The organism is Photobacterium sp. 2_MG-2023 (assembly GCF_030547675.1).
Classification (GTDB): Bacteria; Pseudomonadota; Gammaproteobacteria; order Enterobacterales; family Vibrionaceae; genus Photobacterium; species Photobacterium arenosum.
Genome location: NZ_JAUOQQ010000007.1, coordinates 102883 through 125712 on the forward strand (window position 1 = coordinate 102883; position 22830 = coordinate 125712).

18 protein-coding genes are annotated in these 22830 nt (G+C 49.6%); 7 read left to right on the top strand and 11 right to left on the bottom strand.

Annotation, left to right across the window (positions count from 1 at the left end; translation table 11 throughout):
• Nucleotides 1-117 precede the first annotated feature (117 nt).
• The 4 genes from Q4491_RS07975 to uraH form a co-directional block, all read right to left on the bottom strand.
• The gene (locus Q4491_RS07975) at nt 118-1488 is read right to left on the bottom strand and encodes an 8-oxoguanine deaminase (protein WP_303456217.1); all 1371 of its coding nucleotides are present in this window, start codon (nt 1486-1488) and stop codon (nt 118-120) included.
• Between the two features lie 104 nt (nt 1489-1592).
• Nucleotides 1593-2987 (bottom strand): nucleobase:cation symporter-2 family protein, encoded by a 1395-nt coding sequence (locus Q4491_RS07980; protein WP_192015018.1) that lies wholly within the window; start codon nt 2985-2987, stop codon nt 1593-1595.
• Nucleotides 2988-3182: 195 nt separating this feature from the next.
• The gene (locus Q4491_RS07985; protein ID WP_192015019.1) at nt 3183-4529 is read right to left on the bottom strand and encodes an NCS2 family permease; all 1347 of its coding nucleotides are present in this window, start codon (nt 4527-4529) and stop codon (nt 3183-3185) included.
• A gap of 282 nt (nt 4530-4811) precedes the next feature.
• Entirely contained in the window at nt 4812-5165 is a 354-nt protein-coding gene (gene uraH, locus Q4491_RS07990; RefSeq protein WP_192015020.1) for a hydroxyisourate hydrolase, read from the bottom strand.
• Between the two features lie 396 nt (nt 5166-5561).
• On the opposite strand from uraH, the gene puuE reads away from it, so the two are divergent.
• Genes puuE through Q4491_RS08010 form a run of 4 tightly spaced genes read left to right on the top strand, consistent with a single transcriptional unit; the run spans nt 5562 to nt 8875 of the window.
• On the top strand, nt 5562-6485 hold the full coding sequence (gene puuE, locus Q4491_RS07995) for an allantoinase PuuE (RefSeq protein WP_218386379.1): 924 nt from the start codon (nt 5562-5564) through the stop codon (nt 6483-6485).
• A 2-nt stretch (nt 6486-6487) separates the two neighbouring features.
• The gene (gene uraD / locus Q4491_RS08000; protein ID WP_120511855.1) at nt 6488-7003 is read left to right on the top strand and encodes a 2-oxo-4-hydroxy-4-carboxy-5-ureidoimidazoline decarboxylase; all 516 of its coding nucleotides are present in this window, start codon (nt 6488-6490) and stop codon (nt 7001-7003) included.
• A gap of 20 nt (nt 7004-7023) precedes the next feature.
• The gene (locus Q4491_RS08005) at nt 7024-7569 is read left to right on the top strand and encodes an ureidoglycolate lyase (RefSeq protein WP_046219225.1); all 546 of its coding nucleotides are present in this window, start codon (nt 7024-7026) and stop codon (nt 7567-7569) included.
• A gap of 46 nt (nt 7570-7615) precedes the next feature.
• Entirely contained in the window at nt 7616-8875 is a 1260-nt protein-coding gene (locus Q4491_RS08010; protein WP_192015022.1) for a urate hydroxylase PuuD, read from the top strand.
• Between the two features lie 238 nt (nt 8876-9113).
• On the opposite strand, the gene nsrR is transcribed toward Q4491_RS08010, so the two are convergent.
• Nucleotides 9114-9542, bottom strand: coding sequence for a nitric oxide-sensing transcriptional repressor NsrR (nsrR, locus tag Q4491_RS08015; protein ID WP_192015023.1), 429 nt, complete (start codon nt 9540-9542; stop codon nt 9114-9116).
• A 114-nt stretch (nt 9543-9656) separates the two neighbouring features.
• On the opposite strand from nsrR, the gene hmpA reads away from it, so the two are divergent.
• Complete coding sequence (hmpA, locus tag Q4491_RS08020) at nt 9657-10829, top strand: NO-inducible flavohemoprotein (protein WP_303456229.1); 1173 nt, start codon at nt 9657-9659, stop codon at nt 10827-10829.
• An 879-nt stretch (nt 10830-11708) separates the two neighbouring features.
• On the opposite strand, the gene Q4491_RS08025 is transcribed toward hmpA, so the two are convergent.
• The 6 genes from Q4491_RS08025 to xdhA form a co-directional block, all read right to left on the bottom strand.
• Nucleotides 11709-12497 (bottom strand): DUF4225 domain-containing protein, encoded by a 789-nt coding sequence (locus Q4491_RS08025; RefSeq protein WP_303456231.1) that lies wholly within the window; start codon nt 12495-12497, stop codon nt 11709-11711.
• Nucleotides 12494-12988, bottom strand: coding sequence for an Hcp family type VI secretion system effector (locus Q4491_RS08030; protein WP_192016471.1), 495 nt, complete (start codon nt 12986-12988; stop codon nt 12494-12496). Before Q4491_RS08030 ends, Q4491_RS08025 begins: the two co-directional genes overlap by 4 nt.
• Before the next feature lie 228 nt (nt 12989-13216).
• Nucleotides 13217-14566 (bottom strand): guanine deaminase, encoded by a 1350-nt coding sequence (gene guaD, locus Q4491_RS08035; protein ID WP_303456235.1) that lies wholly within the window; start codon nt 14564-14566, stop codon nt 13217-13219.
• Nucleotides 14567-14590: 24 nt separating this feature from the next.
• Complete coding sequence (gene xdhC / locus Q4491_RS08040; RefSeq protein WP_303456237.1) at nt 14591-15433, bottom strand: xanthine dehydrogenase accessory protein XdhC; 843 nt, start codon at nt 15431-15433, stop codon at nt 14591-14593.
• 56 nt (nt 15434-15489) lie between these two features.
• Complete coding sequence (gene xdhB / locus Q4491_RS08045; RefSeq protein ID WP_303456239.1) at nt 15490-17913, bottom strand: xanthine dehydrogenase molybdopterin binding subunit; 2424 nt, start codon at nt 17911-17913, stop codon at nt 15490-15492.
• On the bottom strand, nt 17906-19354 hold the full coding sequence (gene xdhA / locus Q4491_RS08050) for a xanthine dehydrogenase small subunit (RefSeq protein ID WP_192016475.1): 1449 nt from the start codon (nt 19352-19354) through the stop codon (nt 17906-17908). The genes xdhB and xdhA overlap by 8 nt, the downstream gene beginning before the upstream one ends.
• Nucleotides 19355-20276: 922 nt before the next feature.
• Here xdhA and uvrY point away from each other — a divergent pair.
• A complete protein-coding gene (gene uvrY / locus Q4491_RS08055) occupies nt 20277-20921 on the top strand; it encodes a UvrY/SirA/GacA family response regulator transcription factor (protein WP_027252441.1) in 645 nt (214 codons plus the stop codon).
• Nucleotides 20921-22756, top strand: coding sequence for an excinuclease ABC subunit UvrC (uvrC, locus tag Q4491_RS08060; RefSeq protein WP_192016476.1), 1836 nt, complete (start codon nt 20921-20923; stop codon nt 22754-22756). Before uvrY ends, uvrC begins: the two co-directional genes overlap by 1 nt.
• Nucleotides 22757-22830: the final 74 nt, after the last annotated feature.

The window sequence follows — 22830 nt, forward strand, 5'->3', positions numbered from 1 at the left end:
ATTTGAAATCGCCGATACACTTTAAATCAATAAAAAAGCGCTTCCGCCCAACGAGGTAAAGAGCGAAAGCGCTTGGATGTTATTTATCCTGAACAAAGCGGTTGTGAGTGATTTCGTTTACCGGCGTTGCTGGAATCGCTCGACCAGACGTTTTGCTGCTGCCTGATGACGGCTCAGCAGTGCCGGTAAATCGACCCCGATCACCATGCCATCATGGACGCGCCATTGGCCTGCCACCATCACTCTGTCTGCCTGGTGCGCGCCACAGAGCACCAGTGCAGCCAGTGGGTCATGCGCGCCAGAGAAGCGGATATCATCAAGGCGGAACATGGCGATGTCTGCCTGTTTACCCACCTCCAGAGTACCAAAGTCTTCACGACCCATAGCGCGTGCTGACCCTGATGTTGCCCAGCGCAAAGCATCGAAATGGGTGACAGCTGCTGAGCCATAACGTAAGCGCTGGATGTAAAGACCCATACGTACTTCGTTGACCAGGTTAGAGCCGTCGTTCGACGCTGAGCCATCAACACCCAGGCCTACTTTGACGCCCGCTGCTTCCAGCTCTTTGTTGCGGCAGATACCGGAAGCCAGCATCATGTTTGATGACGGGCAGTGACATATCCCGACTTCGGCCTGTCCTAAACGGCGGATCTCTTCTTCGTTGAAGTGAATACCGTGTGCCAGCCAGGTGCGGTGATTCAGCCAGCCGGTTTCTTCCAGGTAATCAACCGGGCGCAGACCGAAACGCTCCAGACAGAAGTTTTCTTCATCAATGGTTTCACACAAATGGGTGTGTACCATGACATTTTCACGTTCTGCCAGGCGGGCGGTTTCTTTCATCAGATCGGTTGTGACGGAGAAAGGCGAACAGGGTGCCAGTGCTATCTGGGTCATCGCACCATCACCACGCTGGTGGTACTGACGGATCAGACGCATGCTGTCATCGAGTATGGTGTCTTCTTTCTGGATGGTATGACGGGGCGGCAGGCCACCTTCGTCTTCGCCCAGACTCATTGAACCACGGGTAAAAATAGAACGGATACCCAGTTTCTGTGCTGTCTCTACCTGGATATCAATGGCATGTTCCAGCCCGCGGGGGATCAGATAATGGTGATCCGATGCGGTTGTACAGCCGGACATCATCAGCTCAACCAATGCCAGCTCAGTGGCGACCTGCATCATTTCTTCATCAAGACCGGCCCAGACCGGGTACAAGGTTTTGAGCCAGTGGAACAGCTCTTTGTTCAGGGCATCCGGATAGGCGCGGGTCAGGGTCTGATAGAAATGGTGATGGGCATTGACCAGACCGGGCGTGATGACATGTTCACTGGCATCGATCACCTGATCGGGTCTGTTGGCTGGTTGAGCACCAAGAGGAACCAGCTCAATCACCTTAGTGCCTTGAATCACTACGCCGCCGCGTGCATCCAAATCTGTGTTTGAGCCAGTGTAAATGGCTAAAGGGTTTTTCAGCCAGATGGTTACCATTTTGTTTTCCTTAGCCTTCTCTGCCGTTGCCGAGGAGAAGGTCTTATGGGGTGGGGATCATAACGATCCCCGGGTTAAAGTTAATGTGTTATTTGTCTCTCTGTTCAGGATTGTTTTGCTGTTTCAATGTGTTGCTTCTTTTCCGCAGTTTCAGAGGTTTGAACCGGGAGTTCACTCTCTGCCTCTTCGTCTGTGGTTTCCTCGATGCTGTCGCTGACTGCGTTCTCAGGCAGGATCTGGTTTAGCAGTACAGTAACGATTGTGCCGGTAGTAATGCCTGAGTGGAACAGGTTAGCCAGATCGTGTGGCAGGTGCTGAACCAGGCGCGGTTCGATAGTCACTGCCAGACCAGAAGCCAGACCGACGCAGATCACCAGTGCGTTACGCTTGGTGTCAGCCGCTTTGATCAGCATGCGAATACCTGCATAGGCGATCATACCGAACATGATGAAACCGACACCGCCCAAAACAGGCTTGGGAATGGTCACGGCCAGTGCGGCCAGTTTAGGGAACAGGCCACCCAGAATCAGCAAGCCGCCGGTTGTTGCCACAACATAGCGGCTGGCAACGCCTGTGATACCCACGATACCCACGTTCTGACTGAAAGAAGCCAGAGGCATTGCGGTCAGGAAGGCTGCCAGTGTACTGCCCAGACCGTCACCCAGCAGACCGCGTTTCAGATCGTTACCAGACAGCTTGACTTTACAGTTGTTCGCCAGGGCCATGAAATCCCCTGTTGCTTCGGCAATCACGACTATGTATACCAGGCTCATGCTGATGATAGCCGACAGGCTGAAGCTCATACCGTATTCCATGATGGCTGGGCTGCCCACCCACTCAGCGCGTGCAATCTGGTCAAGGTCAACCATGCCCATTGACAGGGCCACCAGATAACCGCCGGCCAGGCCAATTACAATGGCAGAAGCGGCGACGGCACCACGGCAGTAAATAGACACCACGATAACGATTGCCAGCGAGATAAATGCCAGGAACAGTTTTGGCATGGTGGCAAATTGCTCGCTGGTATTGGGTGCGTCTCCCACCCAGTTCATGGCAACGGGGAGGATGGTCAGGCCGATTAGCGTCACCACCACACCGCTGACCACATTAGGGAACAGCTTGCGAATTTTATCCATGAAAAAGCTGGCTGCCACGACCACGAAAGAGCCGATAAGGGCTGCCCCCATGATACCGCCAACACCGTCAGCGTTACCTATGCTGATGGCAACACCCAGAAAACCGAAACTCGATCCCATGACAACGGGAAGACGGATACCGACAGGGCCAAGGCCAAGACACTGTGCAATGGTGACAATACCGGATGCGAGCAGAGCGGCGTTGATCAGTGTGACGACCTCATCGGTCGGCAGGCCAATAGAGGTACCGACAATCAATGGCACAGCGACAATGCCGCCGATGGAAGCCAGCATATGCTGGATAGCTAAGAGCAGGGTGATGCTGTGTGGTGGTCTCTGGTTTAGCGTATAGAGAAGTTTCATCGTTAGTTCTCCACAATTCATCCGATGAATTGGCTGCGTAGGGTTATAGGTTGTGTTCGCGTCTTTGGTTTTATTAAATTAGGTTTTTTAAGTGTGCAGTGACCTGCCTCTGCCGTACGACAGAGGTAGGTGTGCATCAAATGTTACTTTTCTAATTATGACTTTTAGATTGGTACTGCATGTGTCTGTTTGTGATCAGAGGTACACCAGTTTGGCGACAAAAATCGCGGTCAGTATGTACATGCTGATTGAGACATCTTTGGTTTTGCCTGTGGCGACTTTGAGCACTGTGTAGGTGATGAAACCCAGTGCGATACCGTTGGCGATGGAGAAAGTCAGCGGCATCATCAGCGCTGTGATAGCAGCGGGTGCAGCGTCGGTGAAATCGTTCCATTTCACGTGCTGCATACTGCTCATCATGACGAAGGCAACGTAAATCAGCGCGCCGGCAGTGGCGTAAGCCGGGATCATGCCAGCCAGCGGCGAGAAGAAGATTGCCGCGATAAACAGCAGACCGATCACTATGGCTGACAGTCCGGTACGGCCACCGGCAGCGACACCCGCTGCACTTTCTACATAACTGGTGACAGGCGGACAACCCACACAGGCACCTGCCACGCTGGCGATACTGTCAGCTTTCAGGGCTTTGCTCAGACCTTCAATTTTTCCGGTTTCTTTGTTTCTCAGGTTTGCCCGTTCAGCCACACCCATCAGGGTACCGGCAGTATCGAACATGTTCACAAACAGGAAAGCCAGGATCACGCTGATCATAGAAATGTTCAGGGCGCCGGCAATGTCCATGGCGAACAGGGTCGGAGCCAGACTTGGGGGAGTAGAGATCACCCCGTTGTAGTGGACCAGACCCAGCAGAATACCGATCAGGGTGACACTGAACATACCAATCAGCACGGCACCGAAGACTTTACGCTCACTCAGTACAGCAATGATCAGAAAGCAGATGGCGGCCAGCAGCGCCTGTGGCTGGGTAAAGTCACCCAAACTGACCAGGGTGGCAGGGCTGTCAACTACGATACCGGCGGTTTTCAGGCCGATCAGTCCCAGAAACAGACCCACACCGGCTGTCATGGAAAAACGCAGGCTTTCAGGGATACTTTCGATGATCCATTCGCGGACTTTGTAAAAACTCATCGCAACGAAAAGGATACCGGAAATGAAAACCGCCCCTAAGGCAACTTGCCAGCTGTAGCCCATTTCTCCCACAACAGTGAAAGAGAAAAAGGCGTTCAGCCCCATGCCCGGAGCCAGACCGACAGGCCAGTTTGCAAACAGGCCCATCAGCAAAGTGCCTATTGCAGCACCAATACAGGTTGCAACAAAAATTGCTTCGGCATCCATGCCTGAGGCCGACATGATCTGTGGGTTAACGAAAATGATATAAGCCATGGTGGCAAAAGTTGTAATCCCACCTACGATCTCATTTTTCACGCTGGTGCCGTGAGCTCTGAGTTTAAACAGGCGCTCTAACAGTGAAGCTGAACCAGCTTCAGAACGACCGAGCGTTTCTGTTTTAGAGTTGTTCATGACGACGCTTCCTTTTTTTGCCCGAATGACGATGTGTGCTGGTTGTTTTTTAATGTTTCCAACTTCACCTGCCAGACAGGACTTCCCTCTATGTTTCAGGCCGTCACTTGCTGAAAACCCTGCCGGCCTGATAGCTGCCGGAGACTGCATGGTTTTTGAAGTGATAACTACTTAGCCTGCACTCATTGTATACAATCTTCAAACTCTCTTGCGCGGTGCCCTGACCTGCATCTGACCTCAGGCCAGGGACCCCCCATTGTTCTGCTTGTGTTCCGTTTTGGATCAGCTGCCCCGGTATGTGGAGAAGCTGTAAGGCGACACCAGCAGTGGCACATGATAGTGGCTGCCTGTATCTGCGATACCGAAACGGATGACTACATCGTCCAGAAAGGGAACTGAAGGCAGTTCTACGCCTCTCTGGCGGAAGTAATGGGCAGTTTCGAATACCAGCTCATATTTGCCGGTCTGAAACTCGTTTCCTTCCAGCAAAGGCTGGTCAGTTCTGCCATCAGAATTGGTATGAGTGGTTTTAACCAGAACGAAGTCTGTGCCCTCTTGACGATAAAGCGACACTTTAATCTCCGCTCCAGGTAAGCCTGAGGCTGTGTCAAGCACGTGAGTTGTCAGTTTTCCCATGGATAACCTCGCGCGTTGCGCTCCTTAAGTTGTACAGAAAATAGATTACTTCTTGCATACTAATTGTATGCCTTCTGATGTGTGATCCGTAATCAGTTCGCCACATTGTATTTAACTATGTACACAACTTTACCGATTAGTAAAGGCTTGTGTAACCGAAATGTTAACCCAAAAGTTAAGGTATGTAACCCTTTGTTGTACCTGACTGTTAGCTAACGTATTGATATTAAAGTAGGCAATATAGGGATAACAAGCAGTTAACTTTTTTTGATGAATATTAAAAAATGTTGCGCACATTTTATTTACAAAAATTCTGGATATTGTATACAATCACTGTTATAAATTGATTATCAGATGGTCAGTGTGTTGACCAATTAGGATTTAAAGGAGTCATGTGTGAGTAATGAGTATCCACGCAATCTGATCGGCTATGGTGCAGTACCCCCGCACCCACGTTGGCCAAATGACGCTCGCGTTGCTGTCTCTTTTGTTCTCAACTACGAAGAAGGTGGGGAACGTTGCATTCTTCATGGTGATAGCGAGTCGGAAGCATTTTTGTCTGAGATCCCAGCGGCACAGCCATTTCCGGGTCAGCGTCATATCAGCATGGAATCGATTTATGAATACGGCAGCCGTGCTGGCGTATGGCGCATCCTGCGCTTGTTTAAAGAATACGATGTGCCGCTGACTGTGTTCGGTGTCGCTATGGCACTGGAGCGTCACCCGGATGTAGCGAAAGCGTTTGTCGAAGCCGGCCACGAGATCTGCAGTCATGGTTATCGCTGGATTGATTATCAGCACATTGATGAGTCAGAAGAACGCGATCACATGATGAAAGCGATTGAGATCATCAAAAATCTGACTGGTGAGCGTCCGTACGGCTGGTACACAGGCCGCACCGGCCCGAATACCCGCCGCATTGTGGCGGAAGAGGGCGGTTTTATGTACGACTCTGATGCCTACGATGACGATCTGCCTTACTGGCACGAAGAGGGCCCGAAACCGCAACTGGTGATTCCGTACACTCTGGATACCAATGACATGCGTTTTGCCACAGTACAGGGCTTTAATGCAGGTGATCAATTCTTCAATTATTTAAAAGACACCTTTGACACCCTGTATGAAGAAGGTGCTACAGCACCCAAAATGATGTCAGTGGGTTTGCATTGCCGCCTGATTGGCCGTCCCGGACGTATCGCTGCACTGCGCCGCTTCCTGGATTATGTGAGCCAGCACGACAAGGTCTGGCTGTGCCGCCGAATTGATATTGCCAAGCACTGGCACGAACATCACCCGCACCCAAGTATGAAGGAGTATTAATGATGGCACGTTTTACGTCTTGCCAACCGAGCCAAATGAGCAGGGAAGAGTTTGTCTCTCAATTTGCAGATGTGTATGAACACAGCCCCTGGGTGGCGGAAAAAGTTTACGACAATGGTCTCAGCGATGCTGATGATGACATCAGCACCCTGCATGCACGCATGGCAGATACTTTGCTGTCAGCCAGCAAAGAAGAACAGTTAGCCCTGATTAATGCGCACCCGGATTTAGCCGGAAAAGCAGCAGTGAACGGTGAACTGACCGAAGCGTCCACCGCCGAGCAGGCTGGCGCAGGGATTAGCCAGTGTTCACCAGAAGAATTCGAGAAGTTCAATCGTTATAACGATAGCTACAAAGCACGTTTTCAGTTTCCCTTTATCATGGCGGTGAAAGGGGCCAATCGTTATCAAATCCTTGAATCGTTCGAGGCGCGATTAGGCAATGAAATTGAGGCTGAGTTCGATAAGGCGTTGGAAGAGATCAATAAGATCGCTTTGTTCCGCCTGCAGACAATGTAATCAGGACAGGAATAGTCACCATGAGCACACCAGTGAGACAACTGACGATTGAGCCACTTACCCGCGAAGCATTTGCCCCTTTTGGTGATGTTATTGATAAAGAAGTAAGTGACTACTTTATGATCAATAACGGGTCAACCCGACGTTACCATGCCATGGCCAATGTGGATGTGCAGGAAGAGGGTGGTTCAGCCATCATCAGTATCTTTGAAGCCCAGCCTTTGAGTTATCCTTTACAGATAGCCATGATGGAGAGGCATCCTCTGGGATCTCAGGCTTTTATTCCTTTGCTTGGAAATCCGTACCTGATCCTGGTGGCCCCGGCAGGGGATACACCGGACCCCGCTCAGCTTAAGGCGTTTTACAGTAACGGACGTCAGGGCGTGAATTATGGCAAAGGGGTCTGGCACCACCCGGTTCTGGCTCTGCGCAAGGACGATCAATTTCTGGTTGTCGATCGTGCCGGGCCTGGCAACAACTGCGATGAAGTGTACTTTTCTGACGATGTTCGTATCGAATTATCACTGAGCAGTTTGGAGCAGGAAGCATTAACCGTCGCACTTTGATAAGCCCAAGGCAATTAAAGTTCGCATAACATAACAGGAGTTCGTTATGGATCCACATATGACGGAATGGCTGAATCTGGCAATTCGCTGGGTTCACATGATTGTAGGTATCGCCTGGATTGGTGCCTCATTCTACTTTGTCTGGTTGGAAAACAACCTGAACCGTGTCAATCCGAAAACTGGCTTGTCTGGTGACCTCTGGGCCATTCACGGTGGTGGTATCTACCACCTGGAAAAATACAAACTGGCACCGCCAAGCATGCCTGAAAACCTGCACTGGTTTAAGTGGGAAGCTTATTTCACTTGGATCACAGGTGTTCTGCTGCTGGGTGTGGTGTATTACCTCAATGCGGATATCTATCTGGTCGCGCCGGGATCAGGCCTGAGTGCCACGGCTTCAGTTGCACTGGGTGTGGGCTCTCTGGCAGCTGGCTGGATTATTTACAGCCTGCTGTGTGATTCAGCACTGGGCAAGAAGCCGATGCTGCTGGGTATTATCCTGTTCTTCGGTTTAGTGGCTGCAGCCTATGGCCTGAGCCAGGTGTTCAGCGGGCGTGGTGCTTACATCCATGTTGGTGCGATCATCGGTACTATCATGGTTGGTAACGTATTCTTCGTTATCATGCCGGCTCAGCGTGGTCTGGTAAAAGCCATTGAAGAGAATCGCGAACCGGACCCTGTACTGCCGGCAAAAGGTCTGCTGCGTTCACGTCATAACAACTACCTGACGTTGCCAGTGCTGTTCATCATGATCAGTAACCATTTCCCGAGCACCTATGGCTCAGAATATAACTGGTTGATCCTGGCTGGCCTGGCGGTCTTCAGTATCCTGGTACGCCACTACTTCAACACCCGTCATGGCAGCCAGAAGTTTGCCTGGACAATGCCGGTGGCAGCACTGGGTATGATCGCACTGGCATTTGTGACTTCGCCTTATGCAAGCAAAATGGGTGAAACCTCTGCACCTGCTGCGTCTGCACCTGCTGTAAAAGCAGAGTCAGCGACAGCTCAGGCGGAAACCGACTCGGCACAGCCTGCCAGCAGCGGAGTGAGCTTTGCTCAGGTGAATGAAGTCATTCAGATTCGTTGTTCAGTGTGTCATTCAGCACAACCGACGCACGCTGCGTTCTCGACAGCGCCTGCGGGTGTGATACTGGATACACCGGAAGAAATTAAAGTGAATGCCCCCCGCATTGTTGCGCAGTCGGTACAAACGAAAGTGATGCCGCTGGGTAACCTGACTCAGATGACCGATGATGAGCGTAAGCTGATCGGTACCTGGGTTGAACAGGGCGCGCATCTTTAATCACCCCGGGGGCGAAAGCCCCCACTTTATAGTCCGTTAGCCCAGACATATCCGGTGTTCCAGCTTGGAAACAAGTACGCGAAGTCCATAAACTAGATGGCAATCTGATGGGGTAAGCGTGTTGTGTGGCTCAGGCTGAATCCTGGGTAAGAAGGGCAGATAATCTCCTTTACATATCAATCCATAATATGTGACCAGCCTCATACGTGTTGTATCGGGGCTTTTTTTTGTCTGAGCTTTACGCCGGTCTCGTCAGCAAAATCAGCAATTCATCGTTATTTGCCAGCAGATCGGTGATTGTGCACTGGTCTAACTCCGCCAGAAAGGCGTCTTTGGCTTTTGCCAGATAGGATTTCAGACGGCAGGCTGGAGTGATATGGCAGAACTCGGGGGCGCAATTCACCACTTGCAGCGGTTCCAGATCCCGAACCACCTGACCCACAATGATGTCACTCGCTGGCATCGCCAGACATATCCCGCCATTTTTTCCGCGAACGGTTTTCACATAGCCTAGCTGACCCAGTTTATTGATGATTTTCACCATATGGTTTCTGGACACAGCGAACGTGTCACTGACGTGGCTGATACTGGTGAGTTCCCCGTCTGGCAAGGCACCCAGCAGGATCAAAGCTCTCAATCCGTAGTCAGTAAAGTTGGTCAGTTGCACATTTTTTCCTCTTTCAACACTAGCGGCAAGTGTAATTCCTTTATTGACTGAAAGATATATTTAAGATACAACTTTAAAACATGCATTATAAATACATCTTTAAAGGAAGCCGCTATGCTGAGTCAGAACACCATTGATATCGTTAAATCCACAGCACCGCTTTTAGCCGAAATCGGCCCAAAACTCACCGCACATTTTTATGATCGTATGTTCAGTCATCACCCTGAACTGAAAGATATTTTTAATCTGACGCACCAGGACAGCGGCCGTCAGCGCGAAGCTTTGTTTAACGCGGTGTACGGCTATGCTGCGAATATCGATAATCTTGAAGTGCTGTTGCCCATGGTGGAGAAAATTGCTCAGAAACATGCCAGCTTCAGCATTACGGCAGAGCAGTACGCGATTGTGGGTGAGCACTTGCTAGGCACCATTGATGAATTGTTCGCACCGGGCCAGGCGGTGCTGGATGCGTGGGCTGAAGCATACGGTTTGTTGTCTACAGTGTTTATTGACCGAGAAGAGGCTATTTACCAGGAAAATGAGGCAAAAACCGGTGGCTGGCGCGGCACGCGGGAATTTGAACTGGTGGAAAAAAAACCAGAAAGCGATGTGATAACCAGTTTTGTGTTTATGCCGACAGATGACCAGCCTGTCGCGACTTATCAACCGGGGCAGTACATTGGCATTTATCTGAAGGCGGATAGTTTTGACAATCAGGAGATACGCCAGTACAGCCTTTCCGGTGCCCCTAATGGTGAGACCTACAGAATTTCAGTCAAACGTGAGGATCTGGGTACTGTGTCATCTTATCTTCACCAGCATCTGAACGTGGGTGATAAAGTTCAGTTGGCAGCACCATCCGGTGACTTTTTCTTCCGTTCTGAAGTTACTCAGCCTGTCGCTCTGATTTCGGCAGGTGTTGGTCTTACACCTATGCTGGCGATGCTGGAAAGCATCAAAGACAGCCACCAGGCACCGGTTCACTGGTTGCATGCCGCTGAAAACCACCGTCAGCATGCGTTTGGCAGTCATGTAGCAGAGATTGCAAACACAGCGGAGGGGGTTAGCAGCCATGTCTGGTATCGCGAGCCTCAGGGAGCCACCGCAGACTTTGAAGGATTTTTGGATTTGAGCAAACTGGATACGGTGGTTGACTGGCAAAACACCACTTTCTATTTCTGCGGCCCGGTGGGTTTCATGCAGCATGTGGCCAAGCAGCTTAAAGAAAAAGGCGTGAGTGAATCGCAGATGCACTACGAGTGCTTCGGACCGCATAAGGTGTTGTGAGTTTTATCTGATTTGGCAGGGAATAGCCCTGCCATTTTTATTATCTACTGTCATCAAAGTTGCATATCGGTCGTCTTTTAAAATAAAAAAGCATCACATGAGAAATAAAAAAGAAGAGAGCGAGTATTCGAATCCAACCAGTGACGATGAATGTAGAATCAAAGTCAGGGTAGAATAAATATTCGTTCACATGGCTATCAAAAAATATTGAGTAATGCTGAGGCCAAAGATTAGTGCCGTTATAAAAATAAATGTAAAGCCACACTTTTTTATATTTATGGTGTTTTTTATCAATTTAAGCCCTACAGTTAAACCTGTAATACATTATAACAATGTAGAGTATGAAATAGATATTCATTTTTTTGCTTTATTTGTTAAATATGGATTAACTGCGTCAGTAATCGTAACACCATTGGCTATACCTTCAAAAGTGAGCGCGCCAATACCCATTGTTCGCTAAACTTTTTTCAAATCTTGAGCAATAGTTCTGAAAAGAATCAGTTGTCGGGCATTCGGAGTATTGGCGGTATGAACAGTTTTTATTTTAATTTCGATTAGGAAACAAAAGACCCTTTGAAATTCTAAACCACCGTCCTACTTTCGAGGGGGGTATTGTTGCAGTGTTAATGATTAAAAAAAATAAAGCGCTTGCTTGAATCCAACCATTAATTTTAAATGATGTATCTGACAAGGAAAAAAACCAGTAAGACAACACTTTGTTATCAAAGAATATTGAATACTGTTGTGCATTGAAAAAAACATAAACAATAGCCCAAAGAATGAAGTAAGGTGCTTTGTTGTTTTTTGTATAAGACAATGATGCCTTATGTGTTAAATATACTCCCAAAATGCTCATAAAAAAGTAAATTAACATTGTCATTATTTATTCTCGTTTATATACGGTTGGATTGCGTCAGATGCAGTGATTGTGTTGCTTGTTATTTCAAATCCTAGTGCAGAGCTAGACATTGTTTTCCATCCCTTACTGTAATCTTGTTTTGTATAATAAAAAAGTTTGAATTGTTTGGTATTTGGGATATTCGAATTAATGGCAGGTTTAATTGTGTTTTTTAAGCCATAAGCACTGGTTGCCAAGTCAACCGCAGCATAGGCCAGGTTTCCCTCATCTTCTGAATATCCCATGCGTTTTGCTGTCTTTTGGTATTGTGTTTTCAACCAGCCAGTGCCGTCCCCGTATTTTCCGGTATATTGGTTATTCCAGTTCTGATCAAGGTTTCCTGTAATGTTATACGAGTTCTCATAAATGTTATTACCTCCGTGAGCCATCATAGGAACTCCGACGCTGGAACACCATGATGCCCCGGTAAAAGAGAATACTGAGCTGGTTATACACAGGCCATAACCTGCAGTCAGCTGGCCAATCCCAGCAATTAGTCCTATACCGTATTTTCCAATTTCAATTGTCTGATCAATCAGACTCTGCCTTTCTTGTCTGACATACCGGGCAACCTGATTTTTGGAGAGAATACCATTTTCATAGTCATCAACCAAACACTTGCCCAGCCATAAATACTCAGAACGGAACTGGTGTTGGATCATGGGGTTATTCAGGTGGGTTAAGCTGATCGAATTCGCCTGCCGAAGCAGGCCTCTGACAGCCAGCTTAACCTCATCGCGATCGGCTTCCTGTTGAGATGCGTTGCTCATTGCATGGCTTCCTTGACAGAATCAATCAGCCAGCTTGCATACGCGCCAGTGTTGGCAGCAACATGACGCCATTGAATGTCTTTGTAGGCAATCAGGAGTGTTTCCTGCATCTCGTCATCATTAAAGTCAACAACATGAGGCATATGCATAGATACCGATCGAATCAGTGCGCCGGTTAGCTGGATTTCATAAAAAAGCTCAACACCACCCTTGGCGTTCGGTCGGTAAAATGACAGTTTGCATTTCAGTTCCTCACCATCTGAGCAGGCCTGTGCCAGAATGGGGGAGCTTTTATCGACTCTTTTCACGATTTGAATCGGATGGTGAGTTGAACGGTTATCAAAGGCAATGGCGTGTGAGTAAGAAAGCACGGTAATTTCGTCCTCATGCCCTAACTGGTAAGCATTACCCATGGACAGGGGAGTGTTACACCCTTGGGTTAAGCAGCCAGTAGTTGTTCCTTCAATTGATAAATATGCGATAGTTGCCATGATAATACCTGTCGTAAAAAATCACATATTATCAATCATATATATTGACAGATAGCTGTTAAAATGACTGTGTTGGCAGTCGAATTGACGGTTGCGACCGTAAAAAAGAAAAATGGGGGCGAGATCTAAAATTGTGTTTTCGCAGATAAAAAACGCCCGTCCGCGGCGGTGTTAGAGACGTGAATACCGGGACGGGCAAGGATAGACGCATTGTGGAGACGCGAGTTTTTAGCTCGCTTTTTTCTTAGTTACCATTTCTGGTTCGGTTGTGCCTTCGGCATCGTAGGCTTTTTCGCCATAGACGAAGGTTTTGCTGACGGTGCGGTCATCGCCCAGACTCATCAGCACAAAAAGTTGCTCTTCCAGCGTTTTTGCTTGCTGCATGCGGAAAGACATTAACGGTGTTGCGTGCAGATCCAGTACCACGAAATCCGCTTCTTTACCCGGTTTCAGGTTGCCGATCTTGTCGTCCAGATACAGCGCTTTGGCGCCGCCCAGGGTCGACAGATACAGGGATTTCAGCGGATGCAGTTTCTGCTGCTGTAACTGCAGAATCTTATAGGCTTCGCTCATGGTCTGAAGCATTGAGAAACTGGTGCCGGCACCAACATCGGTTCCCATACCAACACGAATACCGTGCTGCTCCATTTTCGGCAGGTTGAACAAGCCGGAGCCAAGGAACAGGTTAGAGGTCGGACAGAAAGCAATCGCTGAGCCGGTTTCAGACAGACGTTTGCACTCACAGTCGGTCAGGTGCACACCGTGGGCAAAAACGGCCCGGTTTTTCAGCAGTTTGTAATGGTCGTACACATCTAAGTAACTGTCGCGCTCAGGGAAGAGTTCCAGCACCCACTCAATTTCTTTCTTGTTTTCAGAAAGATGAGTGTGCATATACACATCCGGATACTCTTCCAGCAGTTTGCCGACAGTCGCCAGTTGCTCGGGTGTGCTGGTTGGCGCGAAACGCGGTGTCACGGCATACAGCAAACGGTCTTTGTTGTGCCATTTTTCGATCAGCGCTTTTGAGTCCTGATAACCGGATTCCGGGGTGTCTGTCAGGTAATCCGGCGCATTGCGATCCATCAGAACTTTACCGGCTATCATGCGCAGTTTGCGTTTTTCAGCTTCTTCGAAAAACACATCAACAGATTCTTTATGCACTGTACCGAAAACCAGGGCGGTGGTTGTCCCGTTGCTGGCCAGCTCATCAAAGAAAATGTTGGCGACCTGGCGTGCATACACCGGGTTTTTGAACTTCAGTTCTTCCGGGAAAGTGTAGTTTTCCAGCCAGTCTAGCAACTGCTCGCCGTAAGAGGCGATCATGCCGGTTTGCGGATAGTGAATATGGGTATCAATAAAACCGGCAGTGATCAGCTTGTGCTCATATTGCGTGACGGACATTCCGGACGGGTGGCGAGCCAGTACCTCGTCAGCCGGACCCAAGTCCAGAATGTGGCCGTTCTCAACCACCAGAACACCGTCTTCAAAAAATTCAAAGCTGTTATCAAGGCCGACTTCCTGGGGATCGGCAATGCTGTGTAAAATCGCTGAGCGATAAGCCGTGCGTTGTAATGTCATGTATTTATCCTTCGTTAATCGCTGTCAGGCGACTTGATTGTCGGGGCTGTCATCGGGCTCTGTGGCAGCAGAGTCCTCGCGTTTATCGGCCAGGGTTTCGCCCTGATAGTGGGCGATCAGCTCGCCCGCGACAGAAACCGCAATTTCTGCCGGATGCTTACCCTTGACGGCATCAATCCCAATCGGGCAGACCATACGCCGTATGGTTTCATCATCGTAGCCGCGTTGTGACAGTCGATAATCAAACTTCTTCCTCTTGGTCAGCGACCCTATCATGCCAAAATAGGCAGTATCATTTCTGTTGAGGATTTCCCTTGCCAGCTCAAAATCCAGCTGATGATTGTGCGTCATCACCAGATAGTAACTGTTGGCGGGCATATCGCGGATATCACCCACCGGATCATCAGACACCAGCTTGGTCACACCGAGTGGCAGCTCGGCCGGGAATTCACTTTCCCGTTGATCGATCCAGGTAACGCGAAACGGCAATGTACTGACAATATGGATTAATGCTTTCGCAACATGACCTGCACCAAAAAGCACCAGATGGTGTTGTTGCTGACCAATCGGCTCCAGGCTAAGGGTGGCCATGCCACCGCAGCACTGACCGAGTCTGGCACCTAAATTGAAGTGCTCGACTCGCGGGTGTCTGTCTCCGGTCAGCAGCATTTCCCGTGCCAGTTTGATCGCTTTGTGCTCAAGATGGCCGCCGCCAATCGTGGCGATGATCTCGTTACGTGTCACCAGCATTTTGGTACCGGCATCGCGGGGTACTGAGCCCCGATCAGCCAGCACAGTGACCATGACACAAGGTTCACCACGTTGATCCAGTTCAGCCAGGGCATGAATCCAGTTGTCTTTAAACATCGCGCTTTCCTCATCAGGCGAGCCCGAAGGCCCGCCATATACTACTTTTGGCTGTTTTACTGGGCTTGTTCACTGGTTGCTGTCTCGGCCTCTTCTTTCTTCCTGCGACTCAGGAAAGGTTGAGACGAAGACGGTTGCACTTCGTTGATCGCCCAGAGTACGCGTTCTGGTGTTGCAGGGGTGTCCAGTTTGACCAGCGCACCCGGCTCGGCAACCGAACGGATGGCGTCTTTAATGGCACTCCAGACCGACATACCCAGCATGAATGGCGGTTCACCCACGGCTTTTGAGTTGAAGACTGTGTCTTCAGGGTTACTGCGGTTTTCCAGCAGATGCGTGCGGAAATCAATCGGCATATCGGCAATGGCCGGGATCTTGTAGCTCGCCGGGCCGCTGGTCATCAGACGGCCCTGATCGTTCCACACCAGCTCTTCTGTGGTCAGCCAGCCCACACCCTGAATAAAGCCACCTTCAACCTGGCCGATATCAATGGCCGGGTTCAGAGATGCCCCTACATCATGCAGTATGTCAGCACGCAGGATCTTGTATTCACCGGTCAGGGTATCCAGTACCACTTCGGCACAGGCTGCACCGTAGGCGTAGTAGTAGAATGGGCGACCGCGGGCTTTCTCATGATCGTAGTAAATCTTAGGTGTGCGGTAGAACCCTGTGCTCGACAGCGAAACCTGATTGAAGTAAGCCATCTGAATGATTTCTTCAAAGGTTTTCAGCTCCTCACGGATTTGCACCAGGCCGTTTTTAAAGATCACTTCTTCCGGGGTGACTTTAAAGTGGCTGCAGGCAAAGTCGATCAGCCGCTGTTTGATGGTCAACGCTGCGTTCTGCGCCGCTTTACCGTTCAAGTCGGCACCTGAGGAGGCTGCCGTTGGCGAGGTGTTCGGTACTTTGTCGGTGTTGGTCGCCGTGATCTGAATCCGGTCGATATCCACCTGGAACACTTCAGCCACTACCTGAGCCACTTTGATATTCAGGCCCTGACCCATTTCAGTACCACCGTGGTTGAGGTGAATACTGCCATCGGTGTAGATGTGGATCAGTGCACCTGCCTGGTTCAGGAAGGTGGCTGTGAAGGAGATACCGAATTTAACCGGTGTCAGTGCCAGGCCTTTTTTCAGTATCGGGCTGGTTTTGTTGAACTCGGCAATGGCTTTACGGCGCGCTTTATACTCACTGCTGGCTTCCAGCTGCTCGGTAATGTCATGAATGAAGTTGTCTTCCACTTTCTGATAGTAGTGGGTGACATTGCGATCCTCATGGCCGTAATAGTTCACCTTGCGCACATCCAGCGGATCTTTACCCAGATGCTGGGCAATTTCGTCCATGATGTGTTCTATGGTCATCATGCCCTGCGGGCCACCGAAACCACGGTAGGCGGTATTCGACGCTGTATTGGTTTTACAGCGGTGACCTGTCACTGTGGCATCGCCTAAATAGTAGGCGTTGTCAGAGTGGAACATGGCACGGTCCACGATAGAGTTAGACAGATCCGGTGAATAACCACAGTTACCAGATACCGTAATATCAATACCGTGGATCCGGCCGTCATCATCAAAACCGACTTTGTACTGGTTGAAGAACGGGTGACGTTTACCCGTCATGACCATGTCTTCCATACGTGGCAGACGCATTTTGGTCGGGCGGCCGGTCAGGTGTGCAATGACAGCAGCCAGACACGCCGGGCTTGCAGCCTGCGTTTCTTTACCACCGAAACCGCCACCCATGCGGCGCATGTCGATCACCACTTTGTGCATAGGGACGCCCAGCACTTCAGCGACCAGTTTTTGCACTTCAGTAGGGTTCTGGGTAGAGGTGTACACTATCATGCCGCCGTCTTCGGTTGGCATCACAGAGCTGACCTGGGTTTCCAGATAGAAGTGTTCCTGACCGCCGATATGCAGATCGCCTTCCAGCACGTGCTTCGCACTCGCCAGTGCGCCTTCGGAGTCACCGCGCTTGTGCTGGTGACTGCCTGAGACGAAGTGTTTCTTGGCCAGTGCCTCTTCAACATCCAATACGGCTTCCAGTGGTTCGTATTCGATGATGGCCGCCTGAGCGGCTTTGCGGGCAGTTTCCATATCATTGGCGGCTACTGCAATGACTGGCTGGCCATAGAATTCAACAATGCCGTCTGCCAGCAATGGATCACCCGGCAATACTGCACCTATGTCCAGTTGTCCCGGTACATCTTTGCTGGTGATGGCAATGGCGACGCCTTCAAAGGCGTAACACGGGCTGACATCCAGTTTGGTAATTTTGGCGTGCGCGTAGGTACTGGTACGAGCATACACGTGTAATTGGTTGGGAAATTCCAGCCGGTCATCAATGTAAACGGCTTCGCCAGTCACCTGTTTGGCAGCGCTGTCATGCTTTACGCTTTTACCCACGCCGGAAGTCAGATTCTGCGCGAATTTCGCCACCATTTCATCGTGACTCAATGTGTTATGGTGATGATTAGACATAAGCAGTTACCCTTGTTTCAATTTGGCCGTTGGACTGTTGTTCGAGATAGAAACGGTGCAGCATGTTCGCGGCCGTTAATGCACGATATTCCTTGCTGGCCCGGAAATCAGACAGCGGCTCGAAATCGTCAGACAGCGCAGCCATCGCGGTCTTGACCGTCTCCAGATTCCACTTCTGACCAACCAGTGCGGCTTCGCAGTTGGCGGCTCGTTTTGGCACTGCCGCCATACCACCGAAGGCAATACGGGCATCAGCCACTTTTCCGTCATCGCTCAACGCAATAGTGAACGCACCACAGACGGCGGAAATATCATCGTCCAGACGCTTCGACAGTTTGTAAGCCCGGAACTGGCTGCCAATCACAGGCTTAGGCACAATGATTTTCTCGATGAACTCGGAAGGCTGCTGCGCTGTGACTTTATAACTGATGAAGTAGTCTTCCAGCGGCATGGTGCGGCGGTCGTTACCACGACGCAGCACGATCTGCGCATTCAAGGCAATCAGCAGTGGCGGACTGTCTCCGATTGGCGACGCATTCGCCACGTTACCGCCGATTGTGCCCTGGTTGCGTACTTGCAGAGAAGCAAAGCGGTGCAGCAGTTCTCCGAAATCCGGATAGTACTTTTTCAGTGTGGCATAACAGTCGGAAATCGGCAGGTTTGCACCAATTTCAATGCTGCTTTCAGTCTCGGTCAGGATCTTCATATCGCTGACCAGACCCACGTTGATCAGTTTATCGATCGGACGGTGGAATTGAGTGACTTCCAAAGCCAGATCTGTACCACCAGCAACCATACGGGCATCCGGGTGCGTCAGCAGCAGGTTGGCCAGTTCATCGCCAGAGGTTGGTGAGAAGCCATACTGGCCTTCAAACTTCAGTGTTGCATTGGACAGATTGATTTTCGACAGCTTGGCAACCGTCTGGCGCTCCAGCTCTGCGAACTGGTCCATCAGCTGCTCTTCCTGGCTTAGCGACAGGGCAGCATCAACGATAGGGCGATAACCGGTACAACGGCATAAGTTGCCCGCTAACGCTTCCATGACATCTTCTTTATCTGCAGCCGGCTTGTTTTTGCTCAGCGCAAACATCGACATAATAAAGCCTGGTGTACAGTAGCCACATTGTGAACCGTGGTATTCGACCATGGCTTGCTGAACAGGGTGGAGCTGCTTGTTGGCATTCTGCAGATCTTCAACCGTAATCAGCTGCTTGCCATGCAGAGAAGATACAAACGTCAGGCAAGAGTTGACTGAGCGGTATTGCAGTTTTCCGTCGACAAGTTCACCCAGCACTACGGTGCAGGCACCGCAGTCACCAGAGCCACAACCTTCCTTGGTGCCTGTTTTCTTTACATGGGTACGCAGGTAGTTCAGTACCGTCATATTCGGGGAAACATGCTCTTCTTCCCGAATGTCCTGGTTTAACAAAAAAGTAATCAAGTGACCTCCTCACAGGCTCATGATCTGACCTATAAGTCAATTCTGGATATACTTGACCCAGTAGTCAACTTTTGTGTTAACGCTGTGTGACAGACCAGCTTGAGTGAAAAAATACAGTTAATTCTTTTTAATCAATATGTTGCTTCATTTTTGTGCTGTTGCGGCATACCTTCTGTGTCAAATTTGTTTCTAAATGTTGTGATATAGGTAACAAGTCATAGTTTTGATATCACTGTCACCAATTAAACGGAATCTTCATCTGTAAATTTTAGTATTTATTGGTGGAATGTGCTGAGTGATAGGTGTGAGATTGTTTGTGGGTGGTGATATTAACTTATTGATATATATGAAAATAGAATGATTTTCTGCCAATTGGGATTTAATGTAGAGACTCTGTGATCTGACAAGCTTTTTTACGGTAGCAAGCCGTATCCAACCACCGGGCTGAACTAAACTGAAGTGAAGGCAGAGCTGTAATGAGGGACTAGACTGTGCAGAGTACCGGCTTTGCCGGGCGGTGTGTTTTTTAACAGTTGCAGTGGTACGGATGTTAATCGCCTGTGAAAAGAAAGCCTTCGTCATCAAACAGGCTGAAATAGATAAATCAGAGCATGAGTATAAATATGATGAATGAATATGGGAGTAGCATTTTTTTATTTTGTGGATTATAACAGCCCGGTAATACTGAATATTATTCTGCACTGCTTCATAGGTTACTGTCCCTGTATATTTTTGACTTAACAGGCTGAAACAGGATGTTTTCATCCGTTTATGTGGCTTAATACGATGAGTAATTCGTGTGCTTTTACACATAAACAGTCTGTGAGAACATTCCAAGTTCAGGCAAAATTGGGTACTATCAGCAAAAGTTATCCCGCCAATTCCGGCAGGGTGCAGAGCCAAATCATATTGGAGATACAGCTTGATCAATGTATTCCTTGTAGATGATCACGAACTGGTTCGCACAGGGATCCGACGTCTTCTGGAAGATGTCCGTGGTATTAAAGTGGTAGGGGAAGCCATCAGTGGTGAGGACGCCGTAAAGTGGTGTCGAAACGAGCATGCCGACATAATCCTGATGGATATGAATATGCCTGGCATTGGTGGGCTGGAAGCGACACGAAAGATCCTTCGCTTCAATCCGGATGTGAAGATTATCGTGCTGACTGTCCATACGGAAAACCCATTCCCGACTAAAGTGATGCAAGCCGGCGCTTGTGGCTACCTGACTAAAGGTGCCGGTGCCGATGAAATGGTCAACGCTATTCGCACAGTCAATAGTGGTCAGCGTTATATTTCACCGGAAATTGCACAACAAATGGCGCTGAGCCAGTTTGCATCCAACTCAGAGAACCCGTTTAAGGATTTGTCTGAGCGTGAATTACAAATCATGATGATGATTACCAAAGGCCAGAAAGTGACCGAGATTTCTGAGCAGCTGAACTTAAGCCCTAAAACGGTGAACAGCTACCGTTATCGCTTGTTCAATAAGCTGGATATCAATGGTGATGTCGAACTGACCCACCTCGCAATTCGTCATGGCATGTTAGACACAGAGACCTTGTAGTGTCAGAAACCTTCGATGCAAAAAGTTTCCTGAAATCAGTCACAAACCAGCCTGGTGTATACCGGATGTATGACCAGGCTGGTGACGTTATTTATGTCGGTAAAGCCAAAGATCTGAAAAAACGGCTGGCGAGTTACTTCCGTGTTCAGGTGTCGAGTGAGAAGACCCGGGCGCTGGTACGCAACATCTGTAAAATCGATGTCACTGTTACGCACACCGAAACGGAAGCCCTGATCCTCGAGCATAACTACATCAAGCAGTACCTCCCCAAATATAATGTACTGCTGCGCGATGATAAGTCTTACCCCTATATTTTTCTGAGCGGCCAGCATCATCCAAAACTGGCGGTTCACCGGGGGGCGAAGAAACGCAAAGGTGAATATTTCGGCCCGTATCCGGATTCAGGCGCTGTTCGCCAAAGTCTGCACCTTCTCCAGAAAATCTTTCCTATCCGGCAATGTGAAGACTCGGTATATGCTAATCGCAGCCGTCCCTGCCTGATGTATCAGATTGGTCGCTGCCTTGGCCCTTGTGTCAAGGGGCTCGTCAGCGATGAAGAGTATGCTGAGCAGGTCAATTTTGTTCGTCTTTTCTTGCAGGGCAAAGACCGCCAGGTGATCACTTCGCTGGTGGACAAAATGGAAGTGGCCAGTCAGCAGCTCGCGTTTGAGAAGGCGGCACGTTACCGGGATCAGATTCAGGCGTTGCGCCGAATTCAGGAGCAGCAATTTGTCAGCCAGGACAGCGACGATGATCTGGATGTTATAGGTATCGCTCACGACAAAGGCATGGCGTGTATTCATGCCCTCTTCATCCGTCAGGGCAAGGTGCTGGGCAGCCGCAGTTATTTTCCGCGTATGCCAGCCGATACGGATATGAATGAGGTGATCACCAGCTTCATCAGTCAGTTCTATTTCAATCAGGCGGAAGGGCGGACCATTCCTTCCGTTATTCTTGTCAGTGAATCCTTGGGTGATGAACAGGCGGCCCTGTCTGCTGCGCTGACTGAAGTTGCAGGTCGTAAAGTCGAACTGCGTTCACAGGCCCGGGGCTATCGCGCCCGCTACCTGAAACTGGCGCAAACCAATGCCCTGACAGCATTAACCAGCAAACTCAACCATAAAATGACGGTTCATCAGCGTGTGACGGAACTGCGTGAATTGCTGGGACTAGACTCACTTTCCCGTATGGAATGCTTTGACATCAGCCATACGATGGGCGAGAAAACGGTAGCGTCTTGTGTTGTCTTCAATCAGGAAGGGCCGGTCAAGGCTGAGTATCGACGGTTTAACATTACCGGTATCACGGGCGGCGATGATTATGCTGCGATGGGACAAGTGTTGAATCGCAGGTATAGTAAACAGATTGATCCTGATAAGATCCCCGATATTATTTTTATCGACGGGGGCAAAGGGCAACTCTCCCGCGCCCATGAGGTTGTGAGTCCGTTGTGTAGTGACTGGCCAAAAAGGCCGCTGCTGGTGGGGGTGGCGAAGGGCACAACCCGAAAACCCGGCCTGGAAACTTTGTTGCTGGTCACCGGAGAAGAATTTTCATTGCCTGGCGATTCACCGGCGCTGCACTTAATTCAGCACATTCGTGATGAAAGCCATGATCATGCTATCAGTGGTCACAGGGCGCAGCGTGGAAAAGCCCGTAAACGAAGTACACTGGAAGATGTTGAAGGTATCGGGCCGAAACGCCGACAGGCATTGTTGAAGTACATGGGGGGATTACAGGAACTGAAACGCGCAAGCAGGGAAGAAATCGAAAAAGTGCCGGGCATAAGCCGATCTCTGGCCGAAAAAATATACGACGCATTGCAACACGGCTAGCTTTGCGGCACCCTTAAGGTCTGTTTACAGCGGAAAGGCTTTCGTTGGCAGGCACAATACGTTAAACATAAGAA